Source organism: Streptomyces sp. NPDC087844 (genome assembly GCF_044742785.1).
Classification (GTDB): Bacteria; Actinomycetota; Actinomycetes; order Streptomycetales; family Streptomycetaceae; genus Streptomyces.
On the sequence record NZ_JBIUVD010000010.1, the window covers coordinates 231877 to 251210 of the forward strand.

20 protein-coding genes are annotated in these 19334 nt (G+C 72.0%); 9 read left to right on the forward strand and 11 right to left on the reverse strand.

From position 1 onward, the window contains the following. Nucleotides 1-114: 114 nt before the first annotated feature. From ACIOKD_RS21485 to ACIOKD_RS21495, 3 genes are read right to left on the reverse strand one after another with little or no spacing between them, the layout of a single operon-like run. The gene (locus tag ACIOKD_RS21485; RefSeq protein ID WP_402086428.1) at nucleotides 115-1185 is read right to left on the reverse strand and encodes a threonine aldolase family protein; all 1071 of its coding nucleotides are present in this window, start codon (nucleotides 1183-1185) and stop codon (nucleotides 115-117) included. Next, a complete protein-coding gene (locus ACIOKD_RS21490) occupies nucleotides 1182-1943 on the reverse strand; it encodes an SDR family NAD(P)-dependent oxidoreductase (RefSeq protein ID WP_402086221.1) in 762 nt (253 codons plus the stop codon). Before ACIOKD_RS21490 ends, ACIOKD_RS21485 begins: the two co-directional genes overlap by 4 nt. A 38-nt stretch (nucleotides 1944-1981) precedes the next feature. After that, nucleotides 1982-3379, reverse strand: coding sequence for a DUF6421 family protein (locus ACIOKD_RS21495; RefSeq protein ID WP_402086223.1), 1398 nt, complete (start codon nucleotides 3377-3379; stop codon nucleotides 1982-1984). Between the two features lie 413 nt (nucleotides 3380-3792). Here ACIOKD_RS21495 and ACIOKD_RS21500 point away from each other — a divergent pair, with 413 nt between their 5' ends. After that, nucleotides 3793-4476, forward strand: a complete 684-nt coding sequence (locus ACIOKD_RS21500; RefSeq protein WP_402086226.1) for a glycerophosphodiester phosphodiesterase — start codon at nucleotides 3793-3795, stop codon at nucleotides 4474-4476. A 33-nt stretch (nucleotides 4477-4509) separates the two neighbouring features. Here the strand turns inward: ACIOKD_RS21500 and ACIOKD_RS21505 are convergent, their stop codons facing one another. After that, complete coding sequence (locus ACIOKD_RS21505; RefSeq protein ID WP_402086229.1) at nucleotides 4510-5049, reverse strand: GNAT family N-acetyltransferase; 540 nt, start codon at nucleotides 5047-5049, stop codon at nucleotides 4510-4512. 82 nt (nucleotides 5050-5131) lie between these two features. Here ACIOKD_RS21505 and ACIOKD_RS21510 point away from each other — a divergent pair, with 82 nt between their 5' ends. Then, nucleotides 5132-5518: a VOC family protein gene (locus ACIOKD_RS21510; RefSeq protein WP_402086232.1), complete on the forward strand. Its 387-nt coding sequence runs from the start codon at nucleotides 5132-5134 to the stop codon at nucleotides 5516-5518. A 58-nt stretch (nucleotides 5519-5576) separates the two neighbouring features. Here the strand turns inward: ACIOKD_RS21510 and ACIOKD_RS21515 are convergent, their stop codons facing one another. From ACIOKD_RS21515 to ACIOKD_RS21530, 4 genes are all read right to left on the reverse strand, one after another. Next, nucleotides 5577-5948, reverse strand: coding sequence for a VOC family protein (locus tag ACIOKD_RS21515; protein ID WP_402086234.1), 372 nt, complete (start codon nucleotides 5946-5948; stop codon nucleotides 5577-5579). A gap of 23 nt (nucleotides 5949-5971) precedes the next feature. Further along, nucleotides 5972-6937, reverse strand: a complete 966-nt coding sequence (locus tag ACIOKD_RS21520; protein ID WP_402086237.1) for an LLM class F420-dependent oxidoreductase — start codon at nucleotides 6935-6937, stop codon at nucleotides 5972-5974. Nucleotides 6938-7072: 135 nt separating this feature from the next. Then, nucleotides 7073-7648 (reverse strand): flavin reductase family protein, encoded by a 576-nt coding sequence (locus ACIOKD_RS21525; RefSeq protein ID WP_402086241.1) that lies wholly within the window; start codon nucleotides 7646-7648, stop codon nucleotides 7073-7075. An 80-nt stretch (nucleotides 7649-7728) separates the two neighbouring features. Continuing rightward, nucleotides 7729-8112, reverse strand: coding sequence for a DUF6479 family protein (locus ACIOKD_RS21530; RefSeq protein ID WP_402086244.1), 384 nt, complete (start codon nucleotides 8110-8112; stop codon nucleotides 7729-7731). A gap of 94 nt (nucleotides 8113-8206) precedes the next feature. On the opposite strand from ACIOKD_RS21530, the gene ACIOKD_RS21535 reads away from it, so the two are divergent. Continuing rightward, a complete protein-coding gene (locus ACIOKD_RS21535) occupies nucleotides 8207-9268 on the forward strand; it encodes a Ppx/GppA family phosphatase (protein WP_402086246.1) in 1062 nt (353 codons plus the stop codon). A 49-nt stretch (nucleotides 9269-9317) separates the two neighbouring features. On the opposite strand, the gene ACIOKD_RS21540 is transcribed toward ACIOKD_RS21535, so the two are convergent. Next, nucleotides 9318-10736, reverse strand: a complete 1419-nt coding sequence (locus ACIOKD_RS21540) for an endo-1,4-beta-xylanase (RefSeq protein ID WP_402086249.1) — start codon at nucleotides 10734-10736, stop codon at nucleotides 9318-9320. Between the two features lie 123 nt (nucleotides 10737-10859). Here ACIOKD_RS21540 and ACIOKD_RS21545 point away from each other — a divergent pair, with 123 nt between their 5' ends. Further along, entirely contained in the window at nucleotides 10860-11915 is a 1056-nt protein-coding gene (locus ACIOKD_RS21545; RefSeq protein ID WP_402086431.1) for a LacI family DNA-binding transcriptional regulator, read from the forward strand. 120 nt (nucleotides 11916-12035) lie between these two features. Here ACIOKD_RS21545 and ACIOKD_RS21550 read toward each other — a convergent pair whose 3' ends face one another. Continuing rightward, a complete protein-coding gene (locus tag ACIOKD_RS21550) occupies nucleotides 12036-12626 on the reverse strand; it encodes a MarR family winged helix-turn-helix transcriptional regulator (RefSeq protein WP_402086251.1) in 591 nt (196 codons plus the stop codon). Then, on the reverse strand, nucleotides 12623-14326 hold the full coding sequence (locus ACIOKD_RS21555; protein WP_402086253.1) for an FUSC family protein: 1704 nt from the start codon (nucleotides 14324-14326) through the stop codon (nucleotides 12623-12625). Before ACIOKD_RS21555 ends, ACIOKD_RS21550 begins: the two co-directional genes overlap by 4 nt. Nucleotides 14327-14519: 193 nt before the next feature. Here ACIOKD_RS21555 and ACIOKD_RS21560 point away from each other — a divergent pair, with 193 nt between their 5' ends. From ACIOKD_RS21560 to ACIOKD_RS21580, 5 genes are all read left to right on the forward strand, one after another. Further along, entirely contained in the window at nucleotides 14520-15083 is a 564-nt protein-coding gene (locus tag ACIOKD_RS21560) for a DUF5134 domain-containing protein (protein WP_402086255.1), read from the forward strand. Between the two features lie 129 nt (nucleotides 15084-15212). Beyond that, a complete protein-coding gene (locus ACIOKD_RS21565) occupies nucleotides 15213-16145 on the forward strand; it encodes a M56 family metallopeptidase (RefSeq protein WP_402086258.1) in 933 nt (310 codons plus the stop codon). 68 nt (nucleotides 16146-16213) lie between these two features. Then, nucleotides 16214-16897, forward strand: coding sequence for a phosphatase PAP2 family protein (locus tag ACIOKD_RS21570; protein ID WP_402086261.1), 684 nt, complete (start codon nucleotides 16214-16216; stop codon nucleotides 16895-16897). A 66-nt stretch (nucleotides 16898-16963) separates the two neighbouring features. After that, entirely contained in the window at nucleotides 16964-17752 is a 789-nt protein-coding gene (locus ACIOKD_RS21575; protein ID WP_402086264.1) for an SAM-dependent methyltransferase, read from the forward strand. Nucleotides 17753-17969: 217 nt separating this feature from the next. Then, entirely contained in the window at nucleotides 17970-19292 is a 1323-nt protein-coding gene (locus ACIOKD_RS21580; RefSeq protein WP_402086266.1) for an SGNH/GDSL hydrolase family protein, read from the forward strand. Nucleotides 19293-19334: the final 42 nt, after the last annotated feature.

Sequence of the window (19334 nt, forward strand, 5' to 3'; positions counted from 1 at the left end):
AGAGGCACACGGGTCGGCGGACCGGCAGTCGCGCGGCGGCCTCACGAACCACCGGACGGTGCGGGTCGACGGCCTTGTCCGTGCGTCGGGTCAGAAGGTCGGACTCCGCGTCCGCTAGCGCGCCGTCTCCTCCTTGAGCGCCGCCACGAAACCGTCGACATCGTCCTCGGTGGTGTCGAAGGCGCACATCCAGCGCACGTCTCCCGCGGCCTCGTCCCAGAAGTAGAAGCGGTACCGCTTCTGCAGGCGCTCACTCACGTCATGGGGCAGCCGGGCGAAGACCGCGTTGGCCTGCACCGGGTACAGGATCTCGACCCCGTGCACCGCGCGCACGCCCTCGGCGAGGCGCAGGGCCATCTCGTTGGCGTGGCGGGCGTTGCGCAGCCACAGATCCTTGGCGAGCAGGGCCTCCAACTGCACCGACACGAAGCGCGCCTTGGAGGCGAGCTGCATCGACAGCTTGCGCAGATGCTTCATGTGGCTGACGGCGTCCCGGTTCAGGACGACGACGGCCTCGCCGAACAGCGCGCCGTTCTTGGTGCCGCCGAAGGACAGGACGTCCACGCCGACCGCGTTGGTGAACGCCCGCATCGGTACGTCCAGGGAGGCGGCCGCGTTCGCTATCCGGGCGCCGTCGAGGTGCACCTTCATGCCGTGCCCGTGGGCGTGCTCACAGATGGCGCGGACCTCGTCGGGCGTGTAGACCGTGCCCAGTTCGGTGTTCTGGGTGATCGACACCACCTGTGGCATCGCCCGGTGCTCGTCGTCCCAGCCGTACGCCTGCCGGTCGATCAGCTCGGGCGTGAGCTTGCCGTCCGGCGTGGCCACCGTGAGCAGCTTGAGCCCGCCCATGCGCTCGGGAGCGCCGCCCTCGTCGACGTTGATGTGCGCGCTCTCCGCGCAGATCACCGCACCCCAGCGGTCGGTGAGCGCCTGCAGTGCCACGACGTTGGCGCCCGTGCCGTTGAAGACGGGGAACGCCTCGGCGCCCGCGCCGAAGTGGCCGCGGATTACCTGCTGGAGGTGGCCGGTGTAGTCGTCCTCGCCGTACGCGATCTGGTGCCCTCCGTTGGCCAGGGCCAGGGCGGCGAGCACCTCGGGGTGGGCGCCCGCGTAGTTGTCGCTGGCGAAGCCGCGCACCTGCGGGTCGTGGCGCCGCCGGGCATCCGTCCTCGGCCGGTTCACGGCTTCTCGGTCAGCCACAGACGCTTTCCGTTCACTTCGGGGGCGGGCTGCTCCCAGACACCGGCGATGGACTCGGCGAGATCCTTGACGTCCGTGAAGCCCGCGAACTTCGCGTTCGGGCGCTCCGCGCGCATCGCGTCGTGCACCAGCGCCTTCACGACCAGGATGGCGGCCGCGGACGTCGGCCCCTCGGCACCCTCGGCGATGCCCGCCTTGCGGAAGTAGTCGGCCATGGCCAGCGTCCACGCCTCGGCGGCGGCCTTGGCGGCGGCGTACGGGGCGTTGCCCGCGGTGGGCTTGCCGGCGCCCGCGGCGCTGATCAGGACGTACCGGCCGCGCTCGCTGCGCTGCAGTGCCTCGTGGAAGGCGAGTGAGGTGTGCTGCACGGTACGGATGAGCAGCAGCTCCAGCAGATCCCAGTCGTCGAGGCTGGTCTTGGTGAAGGTCTCGCTGCCGCGCCAGCCGCCGACGAGGTGGACAAGGCCGTCGACGCGCCCGAACTCCTTCTCGGTGCGCGCGGCCCAGTCCCTGGCCGAGTCCCTGTCGAGCAGGTCGACCGTGTCGCCGACGACGGTGGCGCCGCCGTGCGCGTAGCGGGCCGCGTCCACGGCCTCGGCCAGTCGCTCCGGGTCGTTGTCGGACCCGACGACGACGGCCCCGGCCTCGGCGAGCCGCAGCAGGGTCGCCCGGCCCACGGGCCCGCCCGCGCCGGCCACCGCGATCACCGCGCCGCTCAGTGCCCCATTACCGTTCGCCATGGTCTTCGCCTCCTGAGCAGTGTTCCGGACGCGGTCGCTCACGCGGCCACCCGCTCGGCACTCGCCGCCGTGATGCCACGCGTCGACGCGATGACAACCTTGAGTTTCTTGGAGAGTGCCTCATAGAACATGCTCAGGGGAAACTCGTCCGGAAGCACCTCGTCCACCAGCTTGCGCGGCGGCAGCGTCACATCGAGGGCGTCGGGGCCCTTGGCCCAGCGGGATCCCGGGTGCGGGGAGAGGTACTGGGAGACCAGGTCGTACGCGGCGAACCAGTGGACCAGTTTCGGACGGTCGATGCCGTCGCGGTACAGCTTCTCGATCTCGGCGCACAGCTGGTTGGTGACCTGCGGGGCGCGCTGCCAGTCGATGAAGAGCTTGTTGTCGGTCCAGCGGACGACATCGTGCTTGTGCAGGTAGGCGAAGAGCAGCTGGCCGCCGAGGCCGTCGTAGTTGCGGACGCGGTCGCCGGTCACGGGGAAGCGGAACATCCGGTCGAAGAGCACCGCGTACTGCACGTCACGGCCCTGCGGGAAGCCGTCGGCCTCCAGCGTCACGGCCTCCCTGAAGGCGGTGAGGTCGCAGCGCAGCTCCTCAAGGCCGTACATCCAGAACGGCTGGCGCTGCTTGATCATGAAGGGGTCGAAGGGCAGGTCGCCGTGGCTGTGGGTGCGGTCGTGGACCATGTCCCACAGGACGAAGGCCTCCTCGCAGCGGGCCTGGTCGGCGACCATCTCGCGGATGTCGTCGGGCAGTTCGAGGCCGAGCGTGCCGACGGCGGCCTCGGTGACCTTGCGGAATCGGGCCGCCTCGCGGTCGCAGAAGATACCGCCCCAGCTGAACCGCTCGGGGGCCTCGCGCACGGCGATGGTCTCGGGGAAGAGGACGGCCGAGTTGGTGTCGTACCCGGCGGTGAAGTCCTCGAAGGTGATGCCGCAGAACAGCGGGTTGTCGTAGCGGGTGCGCTCCAGCTCGGCCAGCCAGTCGGGCCAGACCATGCGCAGGACGACCGCTTCGAAGTTGCGGTCCGGATTCCCGTTCTGCGTATACATGGGGAAGAGGACGAGGTGTTCGAGACCGTCCTCGCGGTGTGCCGCCGGCTGGAAGGCCAGCAGCGAGTCGAGGAAGTCCGGCACCTGGAAGCCCCCGTCGGCCCAGCGGCGCAGGTCCTCCACGAGCGCCGCGTGGTACTCGGCGTCGTGCGCGACGAGCGGCGAGAGCTCCTGGACGGCGTCCATGACCCGGCGCACGGCCAGGTCGGCGTCGGCCGGATCGGGGGCGCTCTCGGCATCGAAGTCGATCGACCCGTCCTTGGACTGCCATGGCCGGATCCGCTCCACGGCATCCTTGAGGACGGGCCAGGCGGGGTGGCTCACCACCCTGCTCCGAGGAGGAATCCGCTCCTCCGCACCCACCTGCACAAGAATTTCCGTCATGACCCACCTTCCACGGGAGAACCTCGCATATGGACACCGTATGCGTGTGGGACTCTCGGAAACAAGTGGAGTCTCGGGAGATTATCCTGCCCCCTCGTGACTTCACCGCTCTTTTTCCTGCAGGACACCGCGAAGGCGAATACTTCCACCGTCGGCCGGGTATCCGCCGGAGTTCGGGCGACCGGCTCCCGAAGGCCGGCCCGGCGTCCGGTCAACCGGCCGGGGACTCGCCCACGCGGGGGTGAGCCGCAAAGGGGTCGGCAGGGCCCGTTCCCCCGGCCGGCGGGGCTCATTCCCGGCCACCGGAGCGGGTACAACGTCCGTCGGGGCCACTAGGCTGCGGCCTTGCCGCGTGGGCACGGGACCGCAGCGCGCGGCAGCCGAGCCGCCGTCGACGGAAGCGGAGTCAACCCTTGAACTTCCTCACCATCGGTCACCGCGGGATCATGGGTGTCGAACCGGAGAACACCCTTCGTTCCTTCACCGCCGCACAGCAGGCGGGCCTCGACCTGATCGAACTGGATCTGCATCTGAGCAAGGACGGCGCGCTCGTCGTCATGCACGACGCCGACGTGGACCGTACGACCGACGGTTCGGGGCCGATCGCCGAGAAGACCCTCGCGGAGCTGCGCGTGCTGGACGCGGGTCGCGGTGAGCGCGTCCCGGTCTTCGAGGAGGTCCTGGACGCCGTCACGGCCCCGCTCCAGGCAGAGATCAAGGACGTGGCCGCGGCCCGGGCACTCGCCGAGGTGATGAACCGGCGCGACCTGGTGGGCCGGGTCGAGGTGCTGTCCTTCCACGACGAGGCGGTCGCCGAGATCGCGCGGCTCGTGCCCGGCGTCCGTACGGCACTGGTCGCCAGCCGCTACGGCATCGATGTCGTCGAGCGGGCGACCGCGGTCGGCGCCACGACCCTGGTGCTGAACATCCGGCGGCTGACCCTGGAGATCGTCGAGCGTGCGCGCAAGGCGGACCTGCGCGTCATCGGCTGGGTCGTGAACACCCAGGACCATCTGCGGCTCGTGCGCGCCCTGGAGCTGGACGGCGCGACCACCGACTACCCGGAGATCAAGCGCACCGGCCGCTTCACGGCATAGCCGCCGCCGGCGAGCCGATCGGCGGCGTAACGATTATGCGAGCGGCTTCGCCAGGAGCTCGAACTGCAGGTCGTCGCGCTGCGGCAGACCGAACCGCTCGTCGCCGTACGGGAAGGGAGTCATCTCTCCCGTACGGCGGTAGCCGCGTCGCTCGTACCAGGCGATGAGGTCCTCGCGCACGGAGATCACGGTCATGTGCATCTCCTTGGCGTCCCAGGTCTCGCGGGCCAGCCGCTCCGCCTCGGCGATGATCATCTTGCCGAGACCTGCCCCCTGGAGTGCGGGGCTGACCGCGAACATGCCGAAGTAGGCGTGCGTACCACGGTGTTCGAGCTGGCAGCAGGCGACCGTCGTGCCGTCGCGCTCGACGGTCAGCAGTCGGCTGTCGGGCGACTTGATGACGGCGAGGACGCCTTCCGGGTCCGTCCGCTGCCCCTGGAGGATGTCCGCCTCGGTGGTCCAGCCGGTCCGGCTGGAGTCTCCTCGGTAGGCCGACTCGATCAGTGCGACCAGGGCGTCCACGTCGGTGTCGACGGCGTCTCGGAAGGTCAGTCCGTCGGGAGCGGTGGGCATGGGAGCGGTTCTCCGATCTCGGGCGCGGCTCGGCCACGGACGAGAGTAACGCTCCCGTTCGCCCCCGTTACGCTCGGGACGCATGGTGCATGCACTGAGCAGCCGGACCTTGCTCCGCCCCACCGATCCCGAGCGTTCCCGCGCCTTCTACGGCGAGAAGCTCGGCCTGCCCGTCTACCGCGAGTTCGGCACGGGCCCCGAGCGCGGCACCGTCTACTTCCTCGGCGGCGGCTTCCTGGAGATCTCGGGCCGTTCCGCGGAACCGCCCTCCCCCGCCGTCGGGCTGTGGCTTCAGGTGGCCGACGTGCGGGCGGCGTACGAGGAACTCGTGGCCGCCGGTGTCGAGGTGGACCGGCCGCCGGTACAGGAGCCGTGGGGGCTCGTGGAGATGTGGCTCACCGATCCGGACGGCACGCGGATCGCGGTGGTGGAGGTGCCGTCCGACCATCCGCTGCGGTACCGGCCGTGAGGGACGAGCGCGGTGGCCCGGCGGGCCCGACAGCCCGACAGCCCGAGTCGGCCGGGCGTCACTGCCTGCAGAGGCAGAACGGGTGGCCCGCCGGATCCGCGTACACCCGGAAGCCGCGGCGGCCCCCCTCGTCGTCCAGGTCGAGCGGGGTGGCGCCGAGAGCCAGTACCTGGGCCTCGGCCTCGTCCATGTCCGGCACGTCGAAGTCCAGGTGCAGCTGCTGGGACCCGCCGTCGGCGCTCGGCCAGTCGGGCGGGCGGTGGTCCGGGGCCCGCTGGAAGGAGATGCGATGGCCGCCGGGCGCGTGGAGGTCGTACCAGTCGTCGCTGTACCGACTCACCTCGCCGCCCAGGACGCTCGCGTAGAACTGCGCCAGCGCGGGCGGATCCGGGCAGTCGAGCGCTACGAGGCTGTACGTGGCGATGGCCATGGTGATCCCTTCACTTCGTAAGTTCACAGGTCCTTCAGCGCGGGCAGCAGCTTCTTCTCCGCCCAGTCCAGGAAGGGGAACTGGTGGTCTCCCCCGATCTGGACGAGGGCGACCTCGGTGAAGCCCGCCTCGGCGTAGGGGCGGACGGCCTCGACGAAGGCGTCCACGTCGTCGCCGCACGGAACGCTCTCGGCGACGTCCTCGGGCCGGACGAGCTGGGTGGCCGTGTCGAAGCTCGCCGGGCTCGGGAGTTCGGAGTTGACCGGCCACCCGCCGAGCGACCAGCGGAACTGCTCGTGCGCCCGCGCCACCGCGGCGTCCTTGTCGGTGTCGAAGCAGACGGGCAGCTGGCCCACCCTGGGCTTGCCGCTGCCGCCGTGCCGGTCGAAGGACTCGATCAGTTCGGCCTTCGGCTCGGTCGCGATCACCAGGTCGGCCAGCCGCCCCGCGAGGGCGCAGGAGCGCTCGCCCGAGACGGCGACACCGATGGGCGTCGGCTCGTCCGGCAGATCGAAGAGCTTGGCGTTCTCCACGTCGAAGTGCGTTCCGTGGTGGTTCACGTTCTTGCCCTCGAACAGCGCGCGGATGATCTCGATGGCCTCTTCCAGCATTTCGAGGCGCACGTGCGCGGCGGGCCAACCGCCGCCCACCACATGCTCGTTGAGATTCTCGCCGGAGCCGAGCCCGAGCCGGAAGCGGCCCTCGGCGAGCAGCTGCGTGGTGGCGGCCTTCTGCGCGACGACGGCCGGATGGTAGCGGGTCGTCGGACAGGTCACGTACGTCATGAGGGGGATCGTGGACGTGGCCTGCGCGGCGGCCCCGAGAACACTCCACGCGTACGGCGCGTGTCCCTGCTCGGCCAGCCAGGGGAAGTAGTGGTCGGACGTGACCGAGAAGTCGAAGCCCGCCCTTTCGGCAGCCACCACGTGCTGTACGAGCTCACGCGGCCCGGCCTGTTCGGTCATCATCGTGTATCCGATTTGCACCATATATTCCTATTAGCCGGTCGGGGTCACCCGAAACGTCCTCCCTGCGGGCGGCACCCGAGTGCCCGTACCTCGACGATCCAGTCATCCAGCGGGGCGAACGCGCGCGGGCGCGGATACGAGGGGTACGGGTGCGGGTCAGCCGGCCGGGTGGCCGGCGGCGATATGGCTCACATCGCTCAGCCGCAACGGCTCCTCGCGGGGTCCGCCTGTTCCGCCTGTTCCGCCGGGTCCGCCGGGTCCGCCGGGTCCGTCACCGGCTCCGGACGCGATCGGGCCGAGCAGGAAGCCCACATGATCACCGGCGTCCACGCGCCCTTCGACCTGCCCCACGAACCAGGCGGGCACGCCGTCCAGCACGGGGACGCCGCCCGGCCCGGGGGTCCACGCCGCGCGGGCGAACTTGTCGACGCGGCGCCCGCTCCCGTCGACGCCGTCCCCGGTCTCCCCGCCGAACAGCTCCGCGAGCGCGTACTGGTCCCGGCCGAGCAGATGCACGGCGAGCCGCGGGGCCGAGCGCGCCACACGGTAGGTGCGGTTGACCTTCGACAGCCACACCATGAAGCGGGCCGGCCGGATCGAGCCCTGCGCGGCGAAGCCCACCAGACAGCCCGCCCGCTCCCCGCCGGCGTGCGCCGTCACCACGTAGACCGGGGTGTCGAGCCGGTCGAGGAACGGCTCCATGGACCCGGCCGCCCCCGAAGACCCCGTCATCCCCGAATCCCCCGCCCTTCACCGAAGTCCCGGTCGGCGCGGAGCGCTCCGCCACCCCTGAGCGCTCCGCACCCGACGTCTCAGTGGCTGCCGAGGCCGCCGCTCCCGAAGCCGCCGCTGCTGTTACGGCTCCACCGGCGCCGCTTCTGGTTCCTGGCCCGCCGCGTGGACATGTTGCCCGAGGAACGCAACTCATGCGGGGTGAGGACACTGCCGTCGTGCGGCATCTCGTCGGGCTCGCGCATCTCCGAGATCTCGTGGACCGCGCCGGTGTCGGGCAGCCGGGGCTGGTCCTCGGGACGCGGCGGTCCTGGCTCCCGACTGCGCACCCGCATGCCCCACCACACCGCGGCGACCAGCATGGCCGTGACCAGAAGTCCCACCACGAGGGGTCCCACGACGAAGGGCGCCGAACCGGCCACGACCTCGTGCGGGATCGCTGGGTCCCTGCCGAAGCTCTCCATAAAGGTGCGAGTACCCGCACAGAACGACCCAAACAGGGCGGGATCGGTACGCGCGTCGCGGTGTGCCGGGGTCTGCCGGGGGTACGGGGAGGGGATGCGAATGGGTGTACTAGACGTCGGCTCGAACACGGTGCGGCTTGTGATCGCGGAAACGGATGGAGCTGTCCCGCTTCCCGTGCACACCGCAAAGCGTCAGCTGCGCCTCTCCGCCCATGTGGAGCGGGGCGGCCGTCTGCCGACGGAACAGGTGGACCGGCTGGTGGAGGCGGTGAAGGACACCCGGGCGGAAGGCAGGCGGTGGGGGGTGAGCCAGCCGTTCGCGTTCGCCACCGCGATCGTGCGGGACGCCCCGAACCGCGACGAGATCCTCAGCCGGATCGCCGCCGAGTCGGGGGTACCGCTGCAGGTGCTGCCCGGCGAGGTGGAGGCCGAGCTGACCTTCCTGGCCGCCCGGCGCTGGATGGGCTGGCGCGCCGGGCCGCTGGCTCTGCTGGACATCGGCGGCGGTTCGTTCGAGGTCGCCTTCGGCCGGAGCAGACTGCCCGACTTCGCCATCGCGCTGCCGCTGGGCGCCAACCGGCTCACCCGCGAGTTCTTCCGCGGCCAGGACCCGCCGTCGCCGCACCGGACCCGGCTGCTGCGTCGGCACGTACGCCATCAGCTGCGCGATGTCGCGGCCCGCATCCGCTGGGAGGCGCCGCGGACGGCGGTCGTCACCTCGCGGACGTTCCAGCAGCTGGGACGGCTGTGCGGGGCGGCTCCCGGCCGGTCCGGGCCCTTCACCACCCGGACCATGACCCGCTCCGACCTGGGCAGGGCCGTGGAGCAGCTGGCTGTGCTGCCGGCCGCGGAGCGCGCTCTCCTGCCCGGTATCTCCCTCGCGCGTTCCGGGCAGTCCCTGGCCGGAGCGATCGTCGCGCACACCACGATGAAACTGATGGGCATCGACGAGGTGACCATCTGCCCCTGGGCGCTGCGTGAAGGGGTGCTGCTGCGCTGTATCGAGGAAGGCAGCTCCGAGTGGTGGGACTCGTACAGTTCGGAGGCCCAGGAGAACGCGGCGCCGACCGCGACACCGCTGGTGCTCCGCCCTCTGCGCGGGGCCGAGGCGACCTCCGCGCCGGCCCCCTCGTCCTCGGCCCGACGCCCGGGCTGACAGTCGGCGCTCCCGCCGGCGGTGCGGGCTGTTCACGTCAGGCAGGCCGTCACGTGGTGCAGGCCGTCCCGTTGAGGGTGAAGGCCGTGGGTGCGGTGTTGCCGCCGGACCAGGAGCCGTTGAAGCCGAAGGTGACCGCCGCGCCCGGTGCGAGGGCCGCGTTGTAGCTCGCGTTGGCGGCGGTGACGGCCGAGCCGGACTGGGTGACGGTCGCGTTCCACGCCTGCGTCACGCTCTGCCCGGCGGGCCAGCTCCACGCCAGCCGCCAGCCGTCGACAGCGGTGGTGCTCGTGTTCCTCACCGTCACCTGCGCGGTGAAGCCGGTGTTCCACTGGCTCTGCACGGCGTACGCGACCGCGCAGGCTCCCACCGGGTCGGGCGTACCGTCGTCGACCCAGCCGAGCGCCTCGGCGATGCCGTAGTAGGCGGGCTTGGGCTGGAAGTTCTCGTCGTACGGGGTCGCCGCGCCGTACCCGGTGAACACGTCCGGGATCCATGAGTCGGAGTCGGTGAATCCCCAGACGGTGACGCCCTCGCAGCGCGCCACGGCGACGCAGGCGGCGGTGACCGCCTTGTACTCCGCCTTCTGCTGGGCGAGTTGGGCGCTCGTGGGCGGGACGGTCATGCGGATGTCGAGTTCGGTGATCGCGACGTCCACGCCGAGGTCGGCGAAGCGCTGGATGTTGGCCTGGAGCGTGGACGGCACCTGCCCGAGGATCAGGTGGGCCTGCAGTCCCACGCCGTCGATCGGGACGCCCTGCTCCTTGAGCGACTTGACGAGGTTGTACAGCGCGGTGCTCTTCGCGTTGACGCCCTCGACGTTGTAGTCGTTGACGTACAGCTTCGCGGCCGGGTCGGCGGCGCGGGCCGCCCGCAGCGCGTCGGCGATGTACGCGTCGCCGATCGCCGTCTGGAAGACCGACTGCCTGCGCGTACCGTCCTCGTTGAACGGCTCGTTGACGACGTCCCAGTGGTCGATGCGGCCCTGGTAGCGGCCGGCCTCCGTGGCGATGTGGTCGGTCATCACGGTCCGCAGGGTGTCGGCGGTCCAGGTGCCGTCGCTGACCCAGGCGGGCAGTTGGCTGTGCCAGACCAGGGTGTGGCCGCGCACCTTCTGGGCGTGCGCCTCGGCGAAGGCGACCACGGCGTCGGCGCCGGACCAGTTGAAGCTGCCGCGGGTCGCCTCGACCGAGCCCCACTTCATCTCGTTGCCCGGCGTGATGGAGTCGAACTGTTCGCCGGTGATCGTGCCGTAGGTGCCGTTGAGCTTGGAGGCCGTGACGGCCGTCCCGTAGTAGATGCCCTGTGCGGCGGCGAGGTCCCGCAGTACGGGCTCGGCGGCGGCCCGCCGGCCCGTGGCGGCCGGTTCCGGGCCGGCGGCGGCGTGACCGGAGGCGGCTCCCCCGATCACGAGCGAGGCCGCGGCCAGGATCGCGGACGCGGCTCTCCGTAAGCTCTGGGGCTTCATGGACGTCCCTCTCATGATGGCTTCACGTCGCTTCCGGAATTTCCGGAAGACCTCTGCAAAGTTTCGAGAGTGCGTCCGGAACGGTAGAGGCGTACGGGGGGACCGTCAACGGAGGTGGGGCAGTTGACCGAGGAGTACACCGGGGACGCCGTGGACGGCAGGGCTCGGGAGGGCCGGGGCAAGGTCACGATCACGCAGATCGCCCGGGCGGCCGGGGTCTCCGTACCGACCGTGTCGCGGGTGGTCAACGGCCGGTCGGACGTGGCGCCGGGCACGCGTGCCCGGGTGGAGGACCTGCTGCGTCTGCACGGCTACCGCAGACGGCCGCCCGGCGCGCGGGTGCGCGCCGCGCTGATCGACCTGGTCTTCGACGATCTCGACAGCCCCTGGGCGGTGGAGATCATCCGGGGCGTGGAGGAGGTGGCGCACGCGGCGGGCGTCGGAACGGTCGTCTCCGCGATCCACGGACGCTCGGGGGATGCCCGCCGGTGGATGACGAACCTGCGGGCGCGCGCCTCGGACGGCGTCATCCTGGTCACGTCCGTCCTGGAACCCGTCCTCCACGACGAGCTGCGCCGTCTCGGGGTCCCGCTCGTGGTGGTCGATCCGGCGGGCTCCCCCGCCCTGGACGCGCCCACGGTGGGCGTCACCAACTGGGCCGGCGGGATGGCCGCCACCGAGCATCTGGTGCGGCTCGGTCACCGCAGGATCGGGTTCGTCGCGGGGCCGCCCCGGCTGCTCTGCTCGCGGGCCCGCCTGGACGGCTACCGCGCGGCCCTGGACCGGGCGGGGATCGCCGTCGACGACTCGCTGATCGTGCCCGGCGACTTCTACCCCGAGTCCGGGTTCACCGGCTGCGCCGCGCTTCTTGACCTCGACCGGCCGCCCACGGCCCTGTTCGCCGCGAGCGACCAGATGGCGATGGGCGCCGTCGAGGCGCTGCGCCGACGCGGGCTGCGCGTCCCTCAGGACATGAGTGTGGTGGGTTTCGACGACCTTCCGGAAGTGCGCTGGTCGGCTCCGCCGCTCACGACGGTCCGCCAGCCCCTCGCGGAGATGGGCAAACTCGCGGTCCGCACGGTCCTGAGGCTCACCCGGGGCGAGGAACTCGACTCGCCGCGGGTGGAACTGGCCACGGAACTGGTCGTACGGTCCAGCACGGCACCGGCACGGACCTGACAGCGCGGCCTGCGGAGGCGGGCGCGCGGGGTTCGTTCGAAGCGCGGGCCGGTGGGGGCTTGTCGCGCGGTCCGCCGCGCCTGTGAAGGGGCCACCCGGGCAGCGGTGACCGAAGAGGGGTCAGACGCGCGGAACGCTCAGGCGGCCCTCCAGCTGGACCAGCAGGTCGCCGAGCAGGACCGCGAGTTCCCGTTGCCCGGTGCCGTCGAGTCCGGACAGGACCGTCGTCTCGTACGAGAGCTGCTCGGGGAGGATGCCGTCGACGAGGGCGCGGCCTGCGTCCGTGAGGCGGACATGGGCGACGCGGCGGTCGCGGGTGTCGCCGCGCCGCTCGACGAGACCGCGCTCGGTCAGCTGCTTGAGCCGCTTGGTGACGGCGGCGCCGGACGAGAAGGTCTCCCGGGCCAGCTCGCCGGGTGTCAGTTCGAGGCCCGTGCGGCGCAGCGCGCCGAGGAGATCGAACTCGGGGCGGGTGAGTCCGGCGTGCCGCAGCGGCGCGTCCTCGGCCTGCTGGAGGAGCGCGGCACACCGGTTGATACGGCCGATGACCTCCATGGGTCCGGTGTCGAGCTCGGGATGGACCGTCCGCCACTGCCGGACCACCGCGGCGACCGTGTCGCCCGGGACCGGCCGTCCCGCCCCGGCGTCCCCGTGCGGCCCTCCTCCGGCGGCATCGGCGCCGACCGCCCTTGGACCGTTCGCTGCCGTCATGCCTCTGCGTCCTCCAGAACGTGCGGTCCCTGCCGTCGTACCGTCGCCGCGAGCGTACGGTGTCCGGCCTGCTCCGCCAGCATCACCCGCTCCTGCGGCAGGGCGCGCTGCCACCATTCGCCGGCCGCGGCTTCGGCCGTGGCGCGCAGTTCGACGAGCGCGGCGGCCAGGCGTCGGCGGGCGGCCTCCAGGGCGCCGGGCCCTGGACGCTCGGCGGCGATCAGCCGTGCCGCGTGCTCACGGGCGCGCTCCACGGTGTCGAGCGCGTCCTCGATGCGGTCTCCGGCGCGCCGGTTGGTGACGGCGACCGCGGCCACGAATCCGACGACCGCGCCGACCAGCGTGTCCACGACCCGGTCCGTGATGAGCCCGCCGGGCTCCTGGAAGCCCGTGAACTCGGTGATCAGCAGCGCCATCGGGGTCACGCAGATGCTGCCGAGCCAGTAGTTGCGGGTGATCAGTGCTTCCGCGCCGAAGTTGAAGGCGAGGCAGCACAGGACCAGGGCGGCGGGGCCGAGGTGGGCGAGCGGGGCGACGGCCGCGAAGAGGAGGACGCCGACGAGGTTGCCGACGACGCGCTGGACGCCCCGGCTCCAGGTCAGCGTGAGGTTCGCCTGGTAGAGCGAGGCCGCGGTGACCAGGGCCCAGTACGGGCGGCCGACGCCGAGCGCCAGCGACACGTAACCGGCGAGGGCGCAGCCGAGCGCGGTGCGCAGGGCCAGCGGAAGGAGGGGGCCCAGCCTGCCGGTCCACCACCTCTGTCCGCTCTTGCCGGCAGCCGGTCCGGCCTCCGCCAGTTCGACCTCCACGCCGAGCAGTTCGTCGGCGTCCCGTCCGGGCGCCACCCGGGGTACGGGCTGTGTGCCGCGCAGGTCGCGCGCCCAGGTGCGCAACCGGGCGGGGTCCGTGTCGGCGGGGGCCGCGAGAGCGACCTCGGCCCGCACGACGAGCCCTTCGAGGGCGCGGCGGGGCTCCGGGCGCGCGCCGGTGGCCAGGAGCGACTGCCAGGCGGCGTGCACCGCGGCGGCAGCGGCGGCGCGGGCCCGCTCGTGGCCTGCCTCGCCGCGCCCGCCGGAGGTGGACACCGGCTCGTACGCGTCCACATATCCGGCAGCCGCGTTCAGGGCGCGGGCCGTGGCCCGGCGCTCGGGGCCGTGCGGGCGTACGAGGCCCGGCGCCATGCCGACGAGCCAGGCCCAGGCGCCGGCCGCGGCGGCGAGGGCGAGATGACCGGGGACCTGGCCGAGCGTCTGGGGCGCGAAGAGCGAGGCGGAGCTGATGAAGGTGAAGATCACCGGTCCGGGCGGGCCTATGCGGGTCAGGTCGCTCACCGCCTTGTGCGCGGCGGCGAGCAGCGCTCCGACAGCGACCAGGAGCACGGCGGAGGACGCGAGCGACGCCGTGACCAGGGCGACCGCGACCGAGGCGAGCATGCCGAGGACGACCCACGCGAGGGCGCGCCCGCGGGCCGCGTACGGCAGGTTGTGGGCGTAGAGCGCGCAGAGCGAGCCGGCCATGGAGTACAGGGCGAGGTCCAGCCGGCCGAGCGCCAGCAGCGTCAGGTTCGGCACCCCGACCGCGACCACCACGCTCAGCGCGGGCTTGAACCAGATGTCGGAGGGCCGGTTGAGGCGCAGGGCGCCCGCGAGGGGCAGCCGGCGGACGGGGGTGGCGCGGTGGCGGGGGCGGACACTGCTCATACCCATAAGGTTAGCAGGTGTTTTACCTGTAAAATATGCGTGACCCGGAGCCCCGGCCTGCTGCGCACCCCCCGCACGCTCCCCATGTACGCCGTTGCGCTCGCTTGCGCCCGCTTTCCTCCGCTTGTACCCCGTCCGGCCGGGGCATCTCTTCGACCGGACTGTCCGACACCGTCGAGCGGGGAGGTGCTCGGTGCACGGACCGGGGGCGGGATCGTCCGGCTGGCTGCTCGTCGCGCTGTGCGCGGCGACCGGGGCCTACTGCCTGCTGCGCATGCGCAGCGGGGTCGAGGAGCAGCGCCGCACCGCGGGCGGCGAGGCGCTGATGGGCTTCGGCATGGCCGCGATGGCGGTGCCCGCGGCGGTACTGGCGCCACCGCGCTGGGCCTGGGCCGTCTACGCGGCCGTGTTCGGGGCGGCGGCCCTGCGTGCCCTGTGGGCGGCTCGGAGCGGCACACACCATCTGCACCACCTGGTGGGCGCCTTCGCGATGGTCTACATGGCCGCGATGACGGCGCGCGGGACACACGCCGGGATACCCGTCCTGACCGGGGTACTGCTCCTGTACTTCACGGCTTACGTGCTGTGGACCGGGACACGACTGGTGCCGGTCGCGGCCGGCGGGCCGGCGGGAGGTCCGGCGAGAGGGCCGACCGGAGGTCCGGGCGCGCCCGGCTGGGGTGACCGGCTGGAGCTGGCGCGGGCCTGCCGGCTCTCCATGGGCATCGGGATGCTGGCGATGCTTCTCACGCTCTGAGGGCACTCTCCGAGGGCACCCGCTGCGGGGATTCGCTGAGGGGATGCACGCCTGTACGCAGCCGTGGTCTGCGTCACTTGCCGCGACCGGCCGTATCCGGCGGCGCCGCCGGATACATAGGCTGCGTCCATGATGGTCCCCGCGGCACTGTTGCTGCTCGGCGCCCTGGCCTCCGTTCTCGCCCCGCGGCTGCTCGCGCGGGCGGACTGGCAGGACCGCGAACCGGTGGTCGCCCTGTGGGCGTGGCAGTGCGTGGTGGTGGCCGTCCTGCTCTGCTGCGCGCTGTCGATGGCGCTCAGCGCGGCCGCCGCCTGGCAGGTGGTGCGCGGCAGACTGTTCGCCCCCGCCCCGCACGCCGTGGTGGAGGCCTACGCGCTCGCCCCAGGCCCCTGGGCCGCGGCGACGGCGGTGACACTGGCACTCGGCGGGGTGTGGAGCGCGGCCATGCTGGCCCGCGAGATCGGCCGGGCCGGGGCCCGGCGCCGTCGTCGGCGCGCCGAACTCCTCGCACGCGCACCGCTGTTGCCCGGTGAGGAGCCGGGCGGTGAGCGGCTGGTCGTCCTGGAGGGGGAGCGCCCCGATGCCTGGTGGCTGCCCGGCGCCGCGCCCCGACTCGTCATCACCACCGCCGCGTTGCGTCGCCTCAAGGGACAGCAGCTGGACGCCGTGCTCGCCCATGAACAGGGACACGCGCGCGCCCGGCACAACTGGCTGCTGCACTCCTCGGCGGCGCTGGCGGGCGGCTTTCCGCAGGTTCCGGTGTTCGCGGCGTTCCGCGACGAGATGCACCGACTGGTCGAACTCGCCGCCGACGACATGGCCTCACGCCGGTTCGGCCGGCTGACGACCGCCCTCGCGCTGGTGGAACTCAACGAGGACCGCGGCGTGTTCGGCCCGTGCCCGACCCCTCAGGCGCATGTCCCGCAGCGGGTCCATCGGCTGCTCACTCCCCCGGACCGCCTCCCGCCCACCCGCCGGCTGAAGCTCACCGCGGCGGCGGCGCTGGTGCCGGTGATCCCGGTCGTGGTGGCCTTCGGACCGGGTCTGCGCGCGCTGGGGTGAACGGAGGCAGCACGCGCGGGAAACCCCCGGGTTCGCCTCGGGCCCCACCCGTCGGCGAGGATCGACGTATGCACTCTCCCGTCGACTCGCCGCCCCACGCGACCGGCCCCGGGATCGCCCTGCGCGTCGCCGTGGCTCTCGCTCCGCCCACCGTGCTGCTGCTCGTTCTGGTCACGGCCTCCTGGGACCCGCTCATGGCCCTCGACGGCGACATCGCCCGCACCACCCACCGCTGGGCGGTCGACGATCCGGACCTGACCCAGGCGTTCCGCATCCTGACCGACTGGGTGTGGGACCCCTGGACGATGCGGGCCCTGATCGCCGTCACCGTGCTCTGGCTGGTGCTGCACCACGGCGCGTGGTGGCTCGCCCTGTGGCTGACGGCCACCTGCGTCCTCGGCGCCCTCCTCTCGCAGGGGATCAAGGCGGCGGTCGACCGCGAGCGCCCCGTCTGGCCCGACCCGGTGGACTCCGCCCACTTCGCCGCCTTTCCCTCCGGGCACGCCCTGACGGCCACGGTGGCCTGCGGCCTGCTGCTGTGGGTCCTGCGGCTGTACGGCGCCGGGCGCGTCCTGTGGCGGATCGCGCTGGCCGTGTCGGTGGTGTCCGTCGTCGGTGTGGGGTTCACCCGGATCTGGCTGGGCGTGCACTGGTCGTCGGACGTGCTCGGCGGCTGGCTCCTGGGCGCGTTGGCGGTCGCACTGGCGATGGTCTCGTACGCCCGGTGCTTCCCTCCCGCGCGTAGCACATGATGTACTCCACCGACGTGATCGAATAGTTGATCCAACCCGTTCATTGGCGCGATGGAGTTGCTTGTCATGTCGACCGGCCCACAGCGGTTCCCGCAGATCGTTACCGACAAGGCGCATCCCGCGCGTGTCTATGACTGGCTGCTGGGCGGCAAGGACAACTACCCGGTCGACGAGGCGGTGGGCGAGAAACTGCCGCCCGAGGCCAAGGACGCGGCCCGGCAGAACCGGCAGTTCATGCACCGGGCGGCCGCCTGGCTCGCCACCCAGGGCGTCGACCAGTTCCTGGACATCGGCACGGGCATCCCCACCGAGCCCAACCTCCATCAGATCGTCCAGGACATCGTGCCGACGGCGAAGGTCGTCTACACCGACAACGACCCGATCGTGCTGCGTCACGCCGAGGCGCTGCTGGTCAGCCGTCCCGGCGGAGTCACCGACTACATCGAGGCCGATGTGCGGCAGCCGGAGGCGATCGTCGAACACGCCCGGCGCGTCCTGGACTTCAGCCGTCCCATCGCGCTGTCGCTGATCGCGCTGATGCACTTCATCCCCGACGAGCAGGACGCCCACTCCATCGTCCGTGACCTGGTCGCCACGCTGCCGCCGGGCAGCTGTCTGGTGCTGTCGCACGCCGCCTCCGACCTGTATCCGGAACTGGCGGCCCAGGTCACCGCCGAGTACGCCAAGGGCGGTATCCAGCTCGGTTTCCGCACCCGCGCGGAGGTGGAGCGCTTCTTCGACGGCCTCGATCTCGTGCCGCCGGGCCTGGTGACGGCGACGGAGTGGGACGCGGCGGGCAAGGTCGAGGCGGCCGACGGCAGCGGCATCTACACGGGTGTGGCCCGCATCACGTGACCGTGGGCCTTCGGCACCGGCTTCGGTACCGGCTCCGGCTCCGCCATGGACCTTCGCCATGAGCCGGGCGAGGCGGCAACTCCCCGATGTGATCCGGTAATGGCACCGGCCGTCACGTCTGACGCAGGAGCCCCAGGGGCAGTCCATACGGGACGAGAGCCGCGGTCCCGGCGGTGGCACCTGCGCGCCGGGACCGTACGACATCGAAGGGACCCCCATGCCCCCTTTCCGTACGCCCTCCCTGCGCCGCGCCGCACTGGCCCTGGCCCTGGCGCTCCTGGCGTCGGGGTCGGCGGTCTCCGCGACCACGGCCGCGACAGTGGACACCACCACAGCCGCCGACACCGCAGCAACCACGACGCCGACCGGACGCGCGTGGTTCACGTCCTGGGCGCAGTCGCAGCAGGAACTCGCCCCGACTCCCCTGCGCGATCAGTCCGTTCGCATGATCACCCATCTCGGCCAGGGCGGCGGGGCGCTGCGGGTCCGGATCCAGAACACCTTCGGCGAGACCCCGCTCACCGTGGACGCCGCCACCGTCGGCCACAGCGGCGGTGACAGCGCGGCTGTCGAAGGTGACGTCCTCGCCGTCACCTTCGACGGGCGGCGCGAGGTCGTCGTACCGGCCGGCGGCGAGGTGTGGAGCGACGCGGCGGCGCTGAAGACCCGTGCGCAGGACGATGTCGCGGTCTCCCTGTCCGTGTCCGGCACGGTCACACCGGGACGGCACACCAGCGCCTTCCGCTCCAACTACCTGACCGCGCCCGGCTCCGGCGACCACACGGCCGAGGTGAGCGGCGACGCGTACACGCGGACGGTCGGCTCCACGTACCTGGTCAGCGCCGTCGACGTGCACAACCCGAAGCTCAGGGGCACGATCGTGGCGTACGGCAGCTCGGTGGTCGACGGGACCGGCAGCACCGACTGCGGACCCGGCTGCACGCCGGAGGGAACCGATCACCGCTGGACGGACGACCTCGCCCGCCGCGTCACCGCCGAACTCCCCCGCACCCGGCAGCTCACGATCGCCAACGCGGGCATCGCCGGCACGACCAGTTCCGCCGACTGCCCCCGCAATCCCGCCGGCCTACGGGGTCTCGACGCGGCGGCCCGGCTGGACCGTGACGTCCTCGCCCTGCACGGGGTCACCGGGGTCCTCTACTACTACGGCACGAACGACCTCGCCAACGGCTGTGACGCCGAGCTGATCCTGCGGAGCTACGACGCGGTGTTCGAGCGTCTGCGGGCCGCCGGGATCAAGGTGTACGTCACTCCGATCACCTCGCGGCCCGGCTACACCGACCAGAACAACCTCGACCGCCACGCCGTCGGCACTCACGTCAAGAAGGGGAACACCTGCGACGGGACGTGCGACGGCGTGACGGACTTCGACCAGGTGCTCAAGGACCCGCTGAAGCCCAACAGCATCAACCCGGCGTACGACACCGGCGACGGCGTGCACGCCAACATCGCGGGCCAGCGGGCACTCGCCGACTTCGTCTCGCTGCCGATGCTTCTGTCGTCGGCCGCACGCCGCTGACATCGCTGCCCGGCGCCCCCGTCGGGTACCGGATCACGAGTG

Coding starts and splice junctions, on each gene's coding strand:
- ACIOKD_RS21575 (WP_402086264.1), top strand. CDS start 16,964: ATGTCGACCGGCCCACAGCGGTTCCCGCAGATCGTTACCGACAAGGCG.
- ACIOKD_RS21490 (WP_402086221.1), bottom strand. CDS start 1,943: ATGGCGAACGGTAATGGGGCACTGAGCGGCGCGGTGATCGCGGTGGCC.
- ACIOKD_RS21505 (WP_402086229.1), bottom strand. CDS start 5,049: ATGCCCACCGCTCCCGACGGACTGACCTTCCGAGACGCCGTCGACACC.
- ACIOKD_RS21520 (WP_402086237.1), bottom strand. CDS start 6,937: ATGGTGCAAATCGGATACACGATGATGACCGAACAGGCCGGGCCGCGT.
- ACIOKD_RS21510 (WP_402086232.1), top strand. CDS start 5,132: ATGGTGCATGCACTGAGCAGCCGGACCTTGCTCCGCCCCACCGATCCC.
- ACIOKD_RS21515 (WP_402086234.1), bottom strand. CDS start 5,948: ATGGCCATCGCCACGTACAGCCTCGTAGCGCTCGACTGCCCGGATCCG.
- ACIOKD_RS21530 (WP_402086244.1), bottom strand. CDS start 8,112: ATGGAGAGCTTCGGCAGGGACCCAGCGATCCCGCACGAGGTCGTGGCC.
- ACIOKD_RS21555 (WP_402086253.1), bottom strand. CDS start 14,326: ATGAGCAGTGTCCGCCCCCGCCACCGCGCCACCCCCGTCCGCCGGCTG.
- ACIOKD_RS21550 (WP_402086251.1), bottom strand. CDS start 12,626: ATGACGGCAGCGAACGGTCCAAGGGCGGTCGGCGCCGATGCCGCCGGA.
- ACIOKD_RS21565 (WP_402086258.1), top strand. CDS start 15,213: ATGATGGTCCCCGCGGCACTGTTGCTGCTCGGCGCCCTGGCCTCCGTT.
- ACIOKD_RS21525 (WP_402086241.1), bottom strand. CDS start 7,648: ATGACGGGGTCTTCGGGGGCGGCCGGGTCCATGGAGCCGTTCCTCGAC.
- ACIOKD_RS21580 (WP_402086266.1), top strand. CDS start 17,970: ATGCCCCCTTTCCGTACGCCCTCCCTGCGCCGCGCCGCACTGGCCCTG.
- ACIOKD_RS21540 (WP_402086249.1), bottom strand. CDS start 10,736: ATGAAGCCCCAGAGCTTACGGAGAGCCGCGTCCGCGATCCTGGCCGCG.
- ACIOKD_RS21495 (WP_402086223.1), bottom strand. CDS start 3,379: ATGACGGAAATTCTTGTGCAGGTGGGTGCGGAGGAGCGGATTCCTCCT.
- ACIOKD_RS21570 (WP_402086261.1), top strand. CDS start 16,214: ATGCACTCTCCCGTCGACTCGCCGCCCCACGCGACCGGCCCCGGGATC.
- ACIOKD_RS21535 (WP_402086246.1), top strand. CDS start 8,207: ATGCGAATGGGTGTACTAGACGTCGGCTCGAACACGGTGCGGCTTGTG.